The organism is Methylophaga sp. SB9B, from assembly GCF_004832235.1.
GTDB lineage: Bacteria > Pseudomonadota > Gammaproteobacteria > Nitrosococcales > Methylophagaceae > Methylophaga > Methylophaga muralis.
The window spans coordinates 97004-113146 of record NZ_SSXS01000005.1; the positions used below are offsets into that span (position 1 = coordinate 97004).

Genomic DNA, 16143 nt, shown 5'->3' on the forward strand with positions numbered 1-16143 from the left:
ATCTTCTCAGACTCAGCGATTACTTTTTCTTATCGGAATGACCTAAATCCTGCTCGGGAGCAATAACATCACGAACACGTTGTTTCAGCTCGGTAATATCCGGGAAGCGACCTTCCTGTTTTCTTGACCAAACCAACTCACTATCCGCCGTTACTTCAAACACTCCGCCGGTACCCGGTTTCAACGTTAATTCTGCAATCTCGCCATCAAAAGTACTGAGTAATTCTTGGGCCATCCAAGCTGCTCTGAGCATCCAACGGCATTGTGTGCAATAGGTAATCGTAATGTTGTGCATTAATCAGCTTTGATGGCTTCAAAAGTTTGACTGGCCAGCTCCATTGCTTGAGATGTTTCAGCAGCAAGCACATTAAAATGACCCATTTTGCGACCAGCACGTGCTTCTTTTTTTCCGTATAAATGCAGCTTGATATCGGGCTGGGTAAGCAGTTTATTCCAGTGTGGCTGGCTATTGCCCCACACATCACCTAATAAATTAATCATCACAACAGGCGAGATAAGCTCAGCATTTCCAGCGGGCAAACCGCAAAGCATTCTTACTTGTTGTTCAAATTGTGATGTGCGACAAGCATCCAGGGTGTAATGGCCGGAATTATGTGGTCTCGGTGCGATTTCATTAGCAATAATGTCACCTTGTTTCGAGACGAAAAATTCGACTGCCATGGTGCCAACGTATGCAAGGCCTTCAGCAATTTTACTGGCCATTTCAATCGCCGTTTGCTGAAGTGATTCTGCCGCAATGCTCGGCACAGTGGTCGAATGGAGGATGCCATTGATGTGCACATTTTCTGCAACCGGGAAAGGCGTTATCTGTCCATCCTGGCCACGAGCCAACACAACGGATATTTCACGTTCCAGATCAATACGCTGTTCCAGAACACATTCTTTTTGACCCATTGCATCAAATGCTGCATACACGGCTGATAAATCTTCACAAACAATCTGACCTTTTCCATCGTAGCCAAAAGTCGCTACTTTCAGTATGGCCGGGAAAGTAACTTGATTGTTGAGGCTATCAATATCGCTGCTGGACTGTATTTTGACAAAAGGTACTGTCGAGATGCCTTGAGCAAGAATAAAGTTTTTTTCAACATTACGATTCTGTGTGCTGGCCAGAGCCGTTGAGGATGGATGAACAACAGTGCGTTGCTCAAGAAAGGCCAAGGTGCTGGCAGGAATGTTTTCGAATTCGGTAGTGATCGCTGCACAAAGTTGGGCAAGTTCGGCGAGGGCTGATTCATCGGTATAAGCTGCACAGATATGTTGATCAGCAATAATGCCTGCTGGACTGTTTTTATCCGGATCCAGCACAATGACTTTATAACCCATTGTCTGAGCTGCGGTGGTAAACATGCGACCTAATTGGCCGCCGCCCAGCATTCCTAGTGTGGCACCTGGTAAGATCATTTACGTCCTCAGTTTTATGCTAATGGTGGCAGCGTCATGTCCAGAACGGCCTGATGCTGACTTTTACGAAACTGCTCAAGTTTTGCTTCCAGTTTTTTGTCATGGATAGATAACTGGGCAATAGCAAATAGGGCTGCGTTGGCGGCACCAGCTTCACCAATGGCAAAGGTCGCCACAGGTATTCCCTTCGGCATTTGCACAATGGATAATAAAGAATCCTGACCTTTCAGGTAGCGAGATGGAACTGGTACTCCCAGAACGGGTACCAATGTATTCGCAGCGAGCATGCCAGGTAAATGAGCAGCACCTCCGGCACCAGCGATAATACAGCTTAATCCTTTAGCTTTTGCCGTTTTAGCATACTCGGTTAACAGGTCAGGTGTTCGGTGGGCAGAGACAACTTGAGTTTCATAGGCTACGCCGAAAGCTTCAAGTTGCTCGACGGCTTTTTGCATGACAGGCCAGTCACTGTTGCTGCCCATCACTACACCTACCAGTGGTTTGTCCATTGTTAGTCCGATTGTATTGTCAGAAAAGCAGTGCATTTTAGCTATTTTATTGAAAATAGGAAAATTTACTGCTGATAGCACGGTCTAAAAGTGTAGCTAGAATTGAATGGTGCCGGATCAATCGTTATACTAGGTGATCCTTTCTGCCGTGTTTTTGTGCGACGCTCCTCAGTTTTGACATAGCTGTGCTGGTTTAACCACCGGAATGGAGCTGCGACGGCGCTAACAAACGATGAAGGTATGTGACGTGAGTCAGCCAACAGAACTAACACAAGGTCTTTACAGACCTGAATTTGAGCGCGATAACTGCGGATTCGGCCTGATTGCCCAAATGGATGGTAAGCCAAGCCACTGGCTGGTTAAAACCGCCATTGAAGCTTTGGGTAACCTGACCCATCGAGGTGCGATCGGTGCTGATGGTAAGACCGGCGACGGTTGCGGTTTATTGCTGAAAAAGCCTGACAGCTTCTTTAAAGCGATTGCCGAAGAGCTTGGCTTTTCATTGGCAGAGCATTATGCAGTCGGTATGGTTTTTCTGTCACAGGACGACGACAAAGCACAGTTAGCGCAAGATGCGGTGAGCGAAAAACTGACTGAACAGGGTTTGCATGTATTGGGCTGGCGCGAAGTGCCGGTTGATGCTGAAACAGCCTGCGGTCAGGAAGCATTACGTTTACTGCCGAAGATGCGCCATGTATTTGTTAATGCCGGTGAATCAATGGATGCTGCCGCTTTTGAGCGCAATCTATACATCGCTCGCCGTAAAGCAGAAAAAGCAATCACCGACGATAAAGACTTTTACATTCCAACCCTGTCATCACAAGTGGTGTCTTATAAAGGCTTGGTAATGCCGTCTTATTTGCCGGTGTTTTACAAAGACCTTGGTGATGAGCGGATGGAAACGGCTATTTGCGTATTCCACCAACGTTTCTCCACCAATACCTGGCCGCAATGGCGTTTGGCTCAGCCTTTCCGTTATCTGGCACACAATGGTGAAATCAATACTGTTCAAGGTAACCGTAACTGGGCTTTGGCCCGCGGTGCCAAGTTTGCGACATCGTTGATCGAAAACATGGAAGACATTCGTCCATTAGTTGGTACCACCGGTTCTGACTCATCTAGCATGGATAATATGCTGGAAGCATTGTTGGCGGGTGGCGTTAGCATGTTCCGTGCAATGCGTTTGTTGATTCCACCAGCTTGGCAAAACGATCCGACCATGGATGCGGATCTGAAAGCATTCTACGATTTTAACTCGATGCATATGGAACCATGGGATGGCCCTGCCGGTGTCGTTATCACCGATGGTCGTTATGCAGCGTGTACATTGGATCGCAATGGTTTACGTCCAGCGCGCTATGTCATTACCAAGGATCGCCATATCACACTGGCATCAGAAGTCGGCGTGTATAACTATCAGCCAGAAGATGTCGTAGCAAAAGGTCGCCTGAAACCAGGTCAAATGCTGGCGGTAGACACTCAGACCGGTGAATTGTTGATGCCAGAAGATATCAACAATATGCTGAAAAACGCTCAGCCTTATGGCGAGTGGCTGAATAATAATTTGCAGCGTCTGGAAGACACCGAAAGAGACGATGAGCATACCTTGCCGGAAATTCAGGGTGAAGAGCTGGAAATCTTTGAAAAAATGTTCGGCGTCAGCTTCGAAGAGCGCGATCAAGTTCTGCGAGTTTTAGGTGAGATCGGTCAAGAAGCCGTTGGTTCGATGGGTGATGATAGCCCGTTTGCGGTCATGTCACAGAAAGTCCGTTCGTTGTATGACTTTTTCCGTCAGCAGTTCGCTCAGGTAACCAATCCGCCGATCGATCCGTTGCGTGAAAACATTGTTATGTCGTTGGAGACCTGTATCGGTCAAGAGCGCAACCTGTTTGAAGAAGGTGAAGATCACGCTCAACGTGTGGTGTTGGATTCTCCGGTACTGACTGAAAAGCTGTTCAATCAGATCCTTAAACTGGGTGACAACGATCCAGAATACAAATCCTATCGTATTTCGTTGAATTACCAGCCAGAAATCGGCCTGGAAAAAGCAATTGATGCGATTTGTGCAGATGCAGAACTAGCTGTCCGTAGTGGCAATGTTGTATTGGTTCTTAGTGATCGTGATATTTCCAAAGATACACTGCCGGTACATGCCCTACTGGCAACTGGTGCGGTACATCAGCATCTGATTAAATCCGGTTTGCGCTGCGATGCCAACTTGATTATTGAAACCGCAACCGCCCGTGATCCACATCATTTCGGGGTGCTGCTGGGTTATGGCGCAACTGCAATTTACCCTTATCTTGCATACGCTTGCTTGCAGGATCTGCGTGCCACCAATGAAATCAAAGATATTGAGCATGCCAAGTTATGCCGTCACTACCGTAAAGGCATCAATAAAGGATTGTTCAAAATCACCTCGAAAATGGGTATCTCAACGATTGCCAGCTACCGTGGCGCTCAACTGTTTGAGATTGTCGGTTTGAACGATGCCGTGGTTGAAAAATGTTTCACTGCCACAACCAGCCGAGTCAACGGAGCTGATTTTGAAGCCTTGCATGAAGATCAGTTGCAACTATCTAAATTGGCTTGGAATCAACGTAAAAAACGTGAACAAGGCGGTTTGCTGAAATTCATCCATGGTGGTGAATATCACGCCTATAACCCTGATGTTATCGGCACCCTGCAGAAAGCCGTTCAGGGTGGCAGTTATGATGACTACAAAACTTATGCGGCTCTAGTCAACGAACGGCCAGCGATGGTTTTACGCGACCTGCTTGATGTCAAATTGGCCGATACACCGCTCGATATTGAAGAAGTTGAAGATACTGGCGCTATTCTCAAACGCTTTGACAGCGCAGGTATGTCTTTAGGTGCTTTATCGCCCGAAGCTCATGAAGCGTTGGCGATTGCGATGAACCGTTTAGGTGGTCGTTCAAATTCTGGTGAAGGTGGTGAAGATCCGGATCGTTTTGGTAACGAGCGTGTCTCCAAAATCAAACAGATTGCTTCAGGCCGCTTTGGTGTAACACCACATTATCTGGTCAACGCAGAAGTATTGCAGATCAAAATCGCTCAAGGCGCCAAGCCTGGCGAGGGTGGTCAGTTACCTGGTGGCAAAGTCAATCAGATGATTGCGACACTGCGCCATTCTGTACCAGGCGTAACACTGATTTCACCGCCGCCACATCATGATATCTATTCGATTGAAGATCTGGCGCAGCTGATTTTTGACTTGAAACAGGTCAACCCGGATGCCTTGGTATCAGTAAAACTGGTATCGCAAGCAGGTGTCGGAACCGTTGCCGCAGGTGTGGCAAAAGCCTATGCCGATTTGATTACTATTTCTGGTTATGACGGTGGTACCGGTGCCAGCCCGCTGACATCGGTCAAATATGCTGGCGGTCCTTGGGAGCTTGGCTTGAGTGAAGCCCACCAGACTCTGCGTGCCAATGATTTACGTGACAAAGTTCGTCTGCAAACAGATGGTGGTTTGAAAACTGGTTTGGATGTCATTAAGGCAGCGATTCTGGGAGCAGAAAGTTTTGGCTTCGGTACTGGTCCAATGGTGGCATTAGGTTGTAAATACCTGCGGATCTGCCATTTGAATAACTGTGCGACCGGTGTTGCAACGCAGAATGAAAAGCTGCGTACACAGCACTTTATCGGTTTGCCACAAATGGTGATGAACTACTTCCAGTTTGTGGCTCGTGAAACCCGTGAGTGGTTAGCTAAACTCGGTGTTCGCAGTTTGCAGGACTTGATTGGTCGTACTGATTTACTGGAAATTTTGCCAGGCACTACGGACAAGCAACGCGGATTGAATCTGCAACCGTTATTGTCAAACGCTGGTGTTCCGGCCGATAAACCCCAGTTCTGCCTTGAACCGAAAAATGAACCTTATGACAAAGGTGAGTTGGCTGAGCAGATGGTGGTTGATATTAAAGAGACCATCGTTAATAAAACTGGCGGTGAATTCAGTTACAGCATTCGCAACATAAACCGTTCAATTGGCGCACGGTTGTCCGGTGAGATTGCCAAGCTTCATGGCAATTACGGCATGATTGATAAGCCTATCCGTCTGAATCTGAAAGGTTCTGCCGGACAAAGCTTTGGTGTATTCAATGCCGGCGGTCTGGAAATGCGTCTTGAAGGCGATGCCAATGACTATGTCGGTAAAGGCATGGCGGCAGGTAAATTGACCATTTATCCATCACCTGAAAGTGATTTTGAAACGCAGAATGCCAGTATTATTGGTAACACCTGCTTATATGGTGCGACTGGCGGTGAATTGTATGCAGCAGGTAAAGCTGGTGAACGCTTTGCAGTACGTAATTCCGGCGCAGTAGCTATTGTCGAAGGCGTCGGCGATCACGGTTGTGAGTATATGACTGGTGGGGTTGTTGTCGTGCTGGGCGAAACCGGCCTGAATTTTGGTGCGGGTATGACTGGCGGTCTGGCTTATGTGCTGGATTTGGATAACACCTTTGCTGAGCGTTATAACGAAGAGCTGGTTGAATTGGTGCGGATTGACAGCGACGAAATGTCCGAAGCTGCTCTGCATCTAAAAGGCCTTATTGAAGACCACGTGCGTGAAACCGGTAGTATCTGGGCGCACCAGATCCTGGATCGCTTTGAACAGGCGATTAAAGAATTCTGGCTGGTCAAACCCAAAGCAGCGTCATTGGATGGTTTATTGAAAATCGCCACCAAAGCGGCCTGATACAACTGGTAAAACAAAATAACGATGAAAAAAAATACGTTTCAATTTTTAGATGTAGGTCGTGTTGACCCCAAAAAACTCGATGCAAACGTTCGCAAACAGCAATTTGGTGAAATTTACGGGCAATTTGATGCGCCTCAGGCGGCTGAACAGGCTGACCGTTGTCTGGAATGTGGTAATCCGTACTGTGAATGGAAGTGCCCAGTACACAACTATATTCCAAACTGGCTGAAACTGATTAGTGAAGGCAATCTTGAACAGGCTGCTGAACTGGCCCATCAGACGAACACTTTGCCAGAAATTTGTGGTCGGGTATGTCCTCAAGACCGTCTATGTGAAGGCGCCTGTACCTTGAATGACGGCTTTGGCGCCGTGACCATTGGCTCTGTAGAAAAATACATTACCGATACCGCTTTAGCTCAAGGCTGGCGTCCGGATTTATCCAAGGTTGTCGATACTGGTAAACGTGTTGCGGTGATTGGCGCGGGCCCTGCAGGTTTAGGTGCCGCTGACGTATTAGTTCGCAATGGTGTAAAACCAGTAGTGTTTGATCGCTACCCTGAAATTGGTGGCTTACTGACCTTTGGTATTCCAGAATTTAAATTAGAAAAAGACGTTGTTAAACGCCGCCGTGAAGTCATGGAAGGTATGGGAATTGAATTCCGTCTGAATACCGAAGTAGGTAAAGACGTTGAATTTGATGCTTTGCTTGACGAATACGATGCTGTTTTCCTCGGTATGGGAACCTACACTTACATGAAAGGTGGCTTCCCTGGCGAAGAATTGCCAGGCGTATATGAAGCGTTACCGTACCTGGTGGCGAACAACAAAAAATTGCTGGACTTACCTTCAGAAAATTATGTTTCGCTGGAAGGTAAGAAGGTAGTTGTGCTCGGTGGCGGTGATACAGCAATGGACTGTAACCGTACGGCAATTCGTCAAGGTGCAACTAACGTTATCTGTGCATACCGTCGTGATGAAGAAAACATGCCGGGTTCACGCCGTGAAGTAAATAATGCGCGTGAAGAAGGCGTTGAATTTATGTGGAACCGTCAGCCGATTGAAATTGTTGGCGATGGCAATAAAGTAACCGGTGTCAAAGTGGTCACTACAGCAATGGGTGAGCCCGACGAGCGTGGTCGTCGTCGTCCTGAACCGGTAGCTGGCAGTGAAGAAATTATTCCTGCTGATGCAGTCGTCATCGCTTTTGGTTTTCGCCCAAGCCCAGCACCATGGTTTGAAAAATTCAATGTCAGCATTGATGATGGTGGCCGTGTTGTTGCCCCTGCTGAAGGTGCTTGCGCTTATCAAACCACTAATCCGAAAATCTTCGCCGGTGGTGATATGGTTCGTGGCTCTGATCTAGTGGTTACCGCTGTTTGGGAAGGTCGCCAGGCGGCTGAAGGTATTCTTGAATATCTGGAAGTGTAAAACTCCAGTTTTTATCTGAAAAATAGTGGCAATCTTATCGCACTGAGTTGGTCATACTCGATTGAGTCTGATCTCTCAGTGCGATTTTGTTTCTGAGTTAGGGCTTGTTTATCTTTCATATCCGCCTCTGTTGTGAGCTGAAAAAGCGTCAATCAAGGCACGAGGAGCGCCTTTTAGTTATTCTAAATAAGCGACGAGCAACGCAGAGTGACGCTTTTTCAGTCACAACCCGAAGGGCTGAGGCTATTTTTGCGGCCGCTGCGTTGTCAATCACTTATGTAGGGTGGCTACACTGCGTGCTTTCCGCCTTGTCGGACACAAAAATAGCCGCCAGCAGTGGTGGATATGAAAGATCAACAAACCCTAGTAATTGCCATCAACAAAAAAGGTGCTCCGGTGTCCGAATTAAAAAATGATCGTTATCTGCGTGCTTTATTAAAACAACCTGTCGATAAAACCCCGGTTTGGATTATGCGTCAGGCTGGCAGATACTTGCCCGAGTACCGTCAGGTGCGTGAGAAGGCCGGTAACTTTATGACTTTGTGTACTACGCCAGAACTGGCCTGTGAAGTCACTTTGCAGCCGCTTCGACGTTACGATCTGGATGCCTCGATTATCTTTTCCGATATTTTGACAATTCCTGATGCAATGGGGCTTGGTCTGCATTTTGTTGCCGGAGAAGGGCCCAAATTTCATAAAACCATACGCAGTGCAGCAGATGTAGCCAATCTCAGCGTTCCGGATATGGAAGATAGCCTGGGATATGTAATGGATGCGATCCGTCTGACCCGCAGAGAAATTGATGGCAAGGTACCATTAATCGGTTTTAGTGGCAGTCCGTGGACCTTGGCTTGTTATATGGTTGAAGGTGGTTCGAGCAAGGATTTCGCCAAAATCAAAGCCATGATGTTTGATGAGCCAAAAGTGATGCATAGTTTGTTATCGGTACTTGCCGAGTCAGTAACTGCTTACTTAAATGCTCAAATTGCTGCTGGGGCACAGGCTTTAATGTTATTCGATACCTGGGGTGGGGCCTTAAGCGGACCGAATTACAAAGAATTTTCATTAGCCTACATGCAGCAAATTATCAGCGGCTTAACCAAAGAAAATGAAGGTAGACGCGTGCCGGTGACCATGTTCACCAAAGGTGGTGGCCAATGGTTAAGTCATATGGCCGAAGTGGGGGCAGATGCCTTAGGGTTGGATTGGACCACGGATATCTCGCTGGCGCGTTACCAAGTCGGTGATAAAGTGGCCTTACAGGCAATATGGACCCTTGTGTTTTGTATGCTCAGCCGGAAAGAATAAAAACAGAAGTAAAAGAAATTCTCAAAGCCTATGGTCATGGCAGTGGCCATGTGTTTAATTTGGGCCATGGTATTCATCCGACGATTAATCCGGAACACGTTGCAGCGTTAGTGGATGCAGTGCATGCAGAAAGTGTTCAATATCATCAGTAATGGTTATCTATTAAAGCTGTAACAAGCCTTTGGGCTTGGTAAATTTCAGATATAAAAAAGGGCAGGATAAACCTGCCCTTTTTTGTTGTGTCGAGAATGACTTAGTTAGAATTATTAGTGAACTCTGGGTATGCTTCCATACCACATTCCACCAAATCCACACCTTCGTATTCTTCTTCTTCGGTCACACGCAGACCCATAATCATTTTCAGTACTGCCCAGACAATGAAGCTGGAAACAAATACCCAAACAAAGATGGTTACGGCACCGATGATTTGTGCAGAGAAACTGGCATCAGCGTTTGTCAGTGGCACTGCTAGCAGACCCCACAGACCAACCACACCATGCACAGAAATTGCACCGACAGGGTCATCAATCTTCACTTTATCCATAAAGACGATTGAGAACACTACAATCGCACCACCCACAGCACCAATGATGGTTGCCATCAATGGAGTCGGAGTGTCAGGGCCAGCAGTGATTGCAACCAGACCAGCCAGAGCACCATTCAGAATCATGGTTAAGTCAGCTTTACCGAATAACAATTTGGCAACAACCAGAGCAGCAAGTACACCACCAGCTGCTGCAGCATTTGTATTCAGGAATACCATTGCCACTGCGTTGGCACTAGCCATATCACCTAATTTCAATACGGAACCGCCGTTGAAGCCGAACCAACCCATCCACAGGATGAAGGTACCTAAAGTTGCTAAAGGCAGGTTTGCGCCAGGGATCGGGCGAACTTCACCGTTAGGACCATATTTACCTTTACGAGCACCCAGTAAGATAACACCAGCTAATGCTGCAGCAGCACCCGCCATGTGAACAATACCGGAACCAGCAAAATCCAGGAAGCCAAGGTCACCCAAGTTGTACATGCCAAATACATCAGCACCACCCCAAGTCCAAGAACCTTCCATTGGGTAGATGAATGCAGTCATTACAACGGCAAATGCAGCGAAAGCCCACAATTTCATACGTTCAGCAACCGCACCTGAAACGATAGACATTGCTGTAGCAACAAACACAACTTGGAAGAAGAAGTCTGATGCAGAAGAGTAAACTGCGCCGCCTTCAAAGCCTTCTTCAGCAGATAATGCCAATGCATCAGCTACCAGTGTTTCACCACCGTCAATGCCAGCAAGGAATAAACCGCCGCCGTACATGATGTCATAACCTACAACCAGATAAGAGGTACAGGCAATAGCAAACAGCATTACGTTTTTGGTCAGAATTTCAGTGGTATTTTTAGCACGAACCAGACCTGCTTCAAGCATTGAGAAGCCGGCCGCCATCCACATAACCAAAGCACCACATACTAAAAAGTAAAAGGTGTCCATGGCGTATTGGAGTTGGAAGATTTCATTTTCCATTATCTATACTCCCTAAGCTTACAGAGCTTCTGGGCCGGTTTCGCCAGTGCGAATCCGAACCACTTGCTCAAGTGGGTAAACGAAGATTTTGCCATCACCGATTTTGCCAGTGTTAGCACCTTTAATGATAGCTTCGATAACTTGTTCTACGATGCCATCATCAATTGCGATTTCCAGTTTCAATTTTGGCAGGAAATCCACAACATACTCCGCACCTCTGTATAGCTCAGTGTGCCCTTTTTGACGTCCAAAGCCTTTTACTTCAGAAACCGTTAAACCTTGTACGCCGATTTCGGAGAGTGATTCGCGGACATCATCAAGCTTGAAAGGCTTGATAATTGCTACAACTTGTTTCATAAGCGTATTCCTTCTTTAGAAAAGAAGGCCCTGATTATCAGGGCCTTCTGCTTGAGCTGTTTAGAATGATGAGCTGACACTTACTACGAAACGATCATCTGCATTGCTTCTACTTGCAGCAAAGTCTTTACCATCGCTGTCAGTTCCTACGTAAGCAACAGACCAATCCAAACCGACAAAGCTTTTAGTCAAACCAATGCTGTAATCAGTGTAACTATCATCTAAATCGGTACCAGTATTACGATCAGAGTCGGTATAGCCATAATGTGCTGATAGCGCTAAACCGTACGGAAGATCATAATCAAATCCAAGTTTATAATAAATTTCATCTTCACCAGTATTACCCCAGTCGTTTGTATAGAAAACAGTAGCACTGAAATAGCTATAAGAAAGACCAGCATAATATTCGTTATAGTCTAAGCTGTCTGAGCCACGTGAACCTGGATACATATAACGAAGAGCACCTACGTCATAGCCGATACCACTTTCACCAAACTCATTGGCAAAGCCAGCATAGATGTCGATTTCAATGTTGGTTTCTTCATCGATAGAGAGATTCGAAGCCCAGGTGCCGGCATAAAAACCTGATGTGTGCGCGTAATCAAATCCACCTTGAATAGCAGGTTTATCATCAGTGAAAGAAATACCTCTAAAGATGTAATCACTAAACAGACCGATATTTGCACTGGTAGAATGCGCGCCGTCTTCGCTTTCCCATGCCATTGCTGATGAAGTAGCTAAAACTGTAGTTGCAGCAAGACACATTGCTGAGAGCGTTTTGAATTTCATTTAAATCTCCTCGTTTGAATTGTTTTGTAGTCTTGTTGAATCCGATGCGTTGATTTTTTACAACATCGTGTATTCAGACTGCCACAACTAACGCAGTTTACATGCCAGTTTTAAAAAACAATTAAAATACATATGCTTAGGTTAATTTGCAGACATTGCGCTGCTATCAAAAGAGTTATTTTGGTGCGATGATGAAATTGCTTTGCCCAAAAATGGTGCAAATTCTGTTAATGAAGATTAATAGCTGGCTTGTTATGATGCCTGCACCTACGAAGATGAGAACGACAAATGAATTATCCACAGATTGATCCAGTTGCCCTTGAGCTTGGGCCATTAGCCATACATTGGTATGGCTTGATGTACCTATTTGGTTTTGTAGCAGCCTGGATGCTGGGCAGATGGAGAGCCAATGATCGAGGATGGGAAAAATCCCAGGTAGAAGATCTGCTTTTCTATGGTGCGATTGGTGTAATTTTGGGGGGCAGGATTGGTTACGCTTTATTCTATGATCTACCGAATGTTATTGATAATCCACTGAATTTGTTCAAGGTTTGGCAGGGAGGGATGTCGTTCCATGGTGGTTTAATTGGTGTACTTGTTGCAATTTGGCTATTTGGTCGCAAGTCGGGTAAATCCTTTTTCGAAATCAGTGATTTTGCTGCACCTTTAGTGCCCTTGGGTTTGTTTTTTGGCCGGATAGTAATTTTATTAATGGCGAATTATGGGGGCGAGCATCGGATGTGCCGTGGGCAATGGTATTTCCTACCGGAGGACCGTTAGCACGTCATCCTTCACAGCTTTATCAGGCCATGCTGGAAGGCCTGTTACTGTTTATTATTCTTTGGTGGTTCTCGGCAAAAACGCGTCCCCGTGCAGCAGTATCAGGTCTGTTTTTATTAGGCTACGGCTGTTTCCGTTTTGTAGCAGAGTTTTTCCGGGTGCCCGATCCGCAATACGGCTATCTGGCGTTTGATTGGTTCACAATGGGCAGCTACTCTGCGTCCCGATGATTATTGCAGGTGCAGCTATGATCTTCTGGGCCTACCAAAGCGCTAATCCAACAAAATCATCAACCAGGTAGCGGCACTGAGTAATAAGGTTAATAACACCGCAAGCGATCCATAATCCTTGGCTCGGCCAGACAGTTTGTGAACATCGGTGCTCACTCTATCGACCACACACTCAATGGCCGAGTTAAGTGCTTCAACAATTAACACAGCGACCAGAGAGGCTATCATCAACAACCTTTCAGCTGGTGTGACATCAAGGAAAAAGCTGACTACGCCCAGTAATAACAGCAGAATAAATTCCTGGCGGAATGCTGATTCATAGCGAATTCCGGCATACAGTCCCTGTAATGAATAAACCAAAGCAAACATTAAGCGTTTGATGCCGGTGTTTTTTTCAATCATCGTTACACTGTCCAGTGAGTTTGTTAAAAATGGATAGCCAGATTGCACGGATTTTTAGCGAAATCTGACCATAAATGATTGAAATATTAGGCAAAGATTATGACTGACATGTTAAAATCCTCAGTCTTTTTATATGTTTTGTCATGGGTGAGTTATGCAGTATCAGGATCAATATGACGTTATAGTCGTTGGCGGCGGCCATGCCGGTACCGAAGCTGCATTAGCAGCGGCTCGTCAGGGTGTAAAAACGCTATTGCTCACACAAAACATCGAAACCATCGGTCAAATGAGCTGTAACCCGGCAATTGGTGGTATCGGTAAAGGCCATCTGGTTAAAGAGATTGATGCCCTTGGCGGCATCATGGCAAAAGCAGCCGATCGTGCCGGTATTCAATTCAGAATTCTTAATGCCAGCAAAGGCCCAGCGGTTAGAGCGACTCGTGCTCAGGCTGATCGTATTCGTTATAGAGCAGCTATCCGCGCCGTACTTGAATCTCAACCAAATCTTTATTTATTCCAACAAGCCGTAGACGATCTGATTGTTGAAAATGATCGTGTTGCCGGTGTGGTCACCCAATCAGGTTTACGGTTTGGTGCCAAAACGGTTGTACTTACCGTCGGCACTTTCCTTGGCGGGGTAATTCATATTGGTTTACAGCGTCACCAAGGTGGTCGTGCTGGCGACCCTGCTTCTGTTGCCTTGGCAGAACGTCTTAGAGCATTACCGTTCCGTGTTGATCGATTAAAAACCGGCACCCCACCGCGTATTGCGACCAGCAGTATCGATTTTTCACAGTTGGCTGAACAACCAGGTGATACGCCCACGCCGGTATTTTCATTTCTCGGCAAGCGTGAACATCACCCGCAACAGATTTCCTGCTATATCACCCATACCAACGATAAAACCCATGAAGTGATCCGTAATAATCTGGATCGTTCACCGATGTACAGTGGCGAAATCGAAGGTATTGGTCCACGTTATTGCCCTTCCATTGAAGACAAAGTGGTGCGGTTTGCTGATCGTAATTCACATCAGATCTTTCTTGAGCCTGAAGGATTGGATTGTAACGAAGTTTATCCCAACGGTATTTCCACTAGCCTGCCGTTTGATGTGCAATATGAAATTGTTCGATCAATGAAAGGTCTGGAAAATGCCCATATCACTCGTCCGGGCTATGCCATTGAATATGACTTTTTTGATCCGCGTGATTTAACACCGTGGCTGGAAACCAAACATATGCCGGGCCTGTTTTTCGCCGGACAGATTAATGGTACGACTGGCTATGAAGAAGCCGCTGCCCAGGGTTTGATTGCTGGTCTGAATGCCGGATTGCAGGCACGTGAGCTGGAACCCTGGTATCCACGTCGTGATGAAGCCTATATCGGTGTATTAATTGATGACTTGATCACCTCTGGCACTAAAGAGCCGTATCGTATGTTCACCAGCCGTGCGGAATATCGCTTGATGTTACGTGAAGATAATGCCGATTCACGTCTGACACCAATTGGTCGTCAGTTAGGCATTGTCGATGATGAGCGTTGGGCAATATTCAGTGCCAAGCTGGAAGCGATAGAGGCGGAAAATACCCGCTTGAATACCACACGAGTATCGGCAGATAAAATCGATCAGCAGCGCGCTATTTCAGTGCTGGGTGAACCTCTGGCAAAAAGCAGTACAGCAATCGAATTACTACGTCGACCCAGTGTGGATTATCAGGGCTTGATGACATTATTGGATGAAGAGCAATCAGTCGCCGATGACGTAGCCGAGCAGGTGATGATTCAAGTGAAATACGCTGGCTATATCAATCGCCAGCAAAATGAGGTGAATCGCCTGCAACGTAATGAAAGTACCACGCTACCGGCCGATTTGGATTATAAAAATGTACGTGGCTTATCCAACGAAGTTCGGGAAAAGCTGCAAAATGCCAAACCACAAAGTTTAGGACAAGCAGCGCGGATTTCGGGAGTAACCCCTGCTGCCGTTTCATTATTGTTAGTTCATCTGAAACGTTCAGGCTGGAGTGAAGCGAGCTGATGGGATTCGATTTAAAAGCACAGCTCGATGCGGGCTGTGCAGAACTGCAATTACAACTTTCCGACGAACAAAAAACCTTATTGCTGGATTATCTTGCACTGCTGCAAAAATGGAACAAGGTTTATAACCTGACCTCAGTACGTGATCCGCAAAGCATGCTGACACGGCATATCCTCGACAGCTTATCGCTCATTCCTTACCTGAACTGTAAAAGCTTGTTAGATGTTGGCAGTGGCGCTGGGCTTCCCGGTATTCCCATTGCCATCTGTTTTCCGCAAATGGCCGTGACCTTGCTAGACAGCAATATCAAAAAGACACGTTTTTTACAGCAAGTAAAAGCTGAATTGAAATTGAATAATGTCACGGTAGTACATGGGCGAGTCGAACAAATAAGCCTGCCCAAGGTAGAAGTTGTTACTGCCAGAGCATTTGCTACCATTGCCGAGATTATTGATTTAGCCGCAAGACACTGCGATGATGCGGGCAGCCTGATATTGATGAAAGGCGTATACCCTGAACAAGAACTGGCAGCGGTTCAAAACGGTTTCAAACTGCAAGATGTTGTAGCGCTGAGAGTACCGGGAGATCAGGCTGAGAGGCATCTGGTAAGACTGATTAAGGATTAG

The 16143-nt window shown here is 46.3% G+C and carries 11 protein-coding genes and 2 pseudogenes; 6 read left to right on the forward strand and 7 right to left on the reverse strand.

Annotation, left to right across the window (positions count from 1 at the left end; genetic code table 11):
• Positions 1-19 precede the first annotated feature (19 nt).
• Genes E8Q33_RS07050 through purE form a run of 3 tightly spaced genes read right to left on the reverse strand, consistent with a single transcriptional unit; the run spans position 20 to position 1934 of the window.
• On the reverse strand, positions 20-295 hold the full coding sequence (locus tag E8Q33_RS07050; RefSeq protein WP_069294834.1) for a SelT/SelW/SelH family protein: 276 nt from the start codon (positions 293-295) through the stop codon (positions 20-22).
• Positions 295-1425 (reverse strand): 5-(carboxyamino)imidazole ribonucleotide synthase, encoded by a 1131-nt coding sequence (locus tag E8Q33_RS07055; protein WP_136553822.1) that lies wholly within the window; start codon positions 1423-1425, stop codon positions 295-297. Before E8Q33_RS07055 ends, E8Q33_RS07050 begins: the two co-directional genes overlap by 1 nt.
• A 14-nt stretch (positions 1426-1439) precedes the next feature.
• Positions 1440-1934 carry a 5-(carboxyamino)imidazole ribonucleotide mutase gene (gene purE / locus E8Q33_RS07060; protein WP_136553824.1) on the reverse strand — a complete coding sequence of 165 codons (495 nt, stop codon included), beginning with the start codon at positions 1932-1934 and terminating at the stop codon, positions 1440-1442.
• A 232-nt stretch (positions 1935-2166) separates the two neighbouring features.
• Between purE and gltB the strand changes: the two genes are divergently transcribed.
• The 3 genes and pseudogenes from gltB (at position 2167) to hemE (ending at position 9548) form a co-directional block, all read left to right on the forward strand.
• Positions 2167-6657 (forward strand): glutamate synthase large subunit, encoded by a 4491-nt coding sequence (gene gltB / locus E8Q33_RS07065; RefSeq protein ID WP_136553826.1) that lies wholly within the window; start codon positions 2167-2169, stop codon positions 6655-6657.
• A gap of 24 nt (positions 6658-6681) precedes the next feature.
• Positions 6682-8088 (forward strand): FAD-dependent oxidoreductase, encoded by a 1407-nt coding sequence (locus E8Q33_RS07070; protein WP_136553828.1) that lies wholly within the window; start codon positions 6682-6684, stop codon positions 8086-8088.
• 396 nt (positions 8089-8484) lie between these two features.
• Positions 8485-9548: pseudogene (gene hemE / locus E8Q33_RS07075) on the forward strand (uroporphyrinogen decarboxylase).
• 101 nt (positions 9549-9649) lie between these two features.
• Here hemE and E8Q33_RS07080 read toward each other — a convergent pair.
• From E8Q33_RS07080 to E8Q33_RS07090, 3 genes are read right to left on the reverse strand one after another with little or no spacing between them, the layout of a single operon-like run.
• Positions 9650-10921, reverse strand: coding sequence for an ammonium transporter (locus E8Q33_RS07080; protein ID WP_136553830.1), 1272 nt, complete (start codon positions 10919-10921; stop codon positions 9650-9652).
• An 18-nt stretch (positions 10922-10939) separates the two neighbouring features.
• Positions 10940-11278: a P-II family nitrogen regulator gene (locus E8Q33_RS07085; protein WP_069294829.1), complete on the reverse strand. Its 339-nt coding sequence runs from the start codon at positions 11276-11278 to the stop codon at positions 10940-10942.
• Positions 11279-11338: 60 nt separating this feature from the next.
• Positions 11339-12067, reverse strand: a complete 729-nt coding sequence (locus tag E8Q33_RS07090) for a TorF family putative porin (protein WP_069294828.1) — start codon at positions 12065-12067, stop codon at positions 11339-11341.
• A gap of 288 nt (positions 12068-12355) precedes the next feature.
• Here E8Q33_RS07090 and lgt point away from each other — a divergent pair.
• A pseudogene (gene lgt, locus E8Q33_RS07095) lies at positions 12356-13148 on the forward strand (prolipoprotein diacylglyceryl transferase).
• On the opposite strand, the gene E8Q33_RS07100 reads toward lgt, so the two are convergent.
• Complete coding sequence (locus E8Q33_RS07100; protein WP_069294826.1) at positions 13120-13479, reverse strand: diacylglycerol kinase; 360 nt, start codon at positions 13477-13479, stop codon at positions 13120-13122. The pseudogene lgt and the gene E8Q33_RS07100 sit on opposite strands and share 29 nt — an antisense overlap.
• A 154-nt stretch (positions 13480-13633) precedes the next feature.
• On the opposite strand from E8Q33_RS07100, the gene mnmG reads away from it, so the two are divergent.
• A complete protein-coding gene (gene mnmG, locus E8Q33_RS07105) occupies positions 13634-15517 on the forward strand; it encodes a tRNA uridine-5-carboxymethylaminomethyl(34) synthesis enzyme MnmG (RefSeq protein WP_136553832.1) in 1884 nt (627 codons plus the stop codon).
• Positions 15517-16143, forward strand: coding sequence for a 16S rRNA (guanine(527)-N(7))-methyltransferase RsmG (gene rsmG / locus E8Q33_RS07110; RefSeq protein WP_069294824.1), 627 nt, complete (start codon positions 15517-15519; stop codon positions 16141-16143). The genes mnmG and rsmG overlap by 1 nt, the downstream gene beginning before the upstream one ends.

Coding starts and splice junctions, on each gene's coding strand:
- E8Q33_RS07070 (WP_136553828.1), top strand. CDS start 6,682: ATGAAAAAAAATACGTTTCAATTTTTAGATGTAGGTCGTGTTGACCCC.
- E8Q33_RS07085 (WP_069294829.1), bottom strand. CDS start 11,278: ATGAAACAAGTTGTAGCAATTATCAAGCCTTTCAAGCTTGATGATGTC.
- mnmG (WP_136553832.1), top strand. CDS start 13,634: ATGCAGTATCAGGATCAATATGACGTTATAGTCGTTGGCGGCGGCCAT.
- E8Q33_RS07100 (WP_069294826.1), bottom strand. CDS start 13,479: ATGATTGAAAAAAACACCGGCATCAAACGCTTAATGTTTGCTTTGGTT.
- rsmG (WP_069294824.1), top strand. CDS start 15,517: ATGGGATTCGATTTAAAAGCACAGCTCGATGCGGGCTGTGCAGAACTG.
- gltB (WP_136553826.1), top strand. CDS start 2,167: ATGAAGGTATGTGACGTGAGTCAGCCAACAGAACTAACACAAGGTCTT.
- E8Q33_RS07050 (WP_069294834.1), bottom strand. CDS start 295: ATGCACAACATTACGATTACCTATTGCACACAATGCCGTTGGATGCTC.
- E8Q33_RS07090 (WP_069294828.1), bottom strand. CDS start 12,067: ATGAAATTCAAAACGCTCTCAGCAATGTGTCTTGCTGCAACTACAGTT.
- E8Q33_RS07080 (WP_136553830.1), bottom strand. CDS start 10,921: ATGGAAAATGAAATCTTCCAACTCCAATACGCCATGGACACCTTTTAC.
- E8Q33_RS07055 (WP_136553822.1), bottom strand. CDS start 1,425: ATGATCTTACCAGGTGCCACACTAGGAATGCTGGGCGGCGGCCAATTA.
- purE (WP_136553824.1), bottom strand. CDS start 1,934: ATGGACAAACCACTGGTAGGTGTAGTGATGGGCAGCAACAGTGACTGG.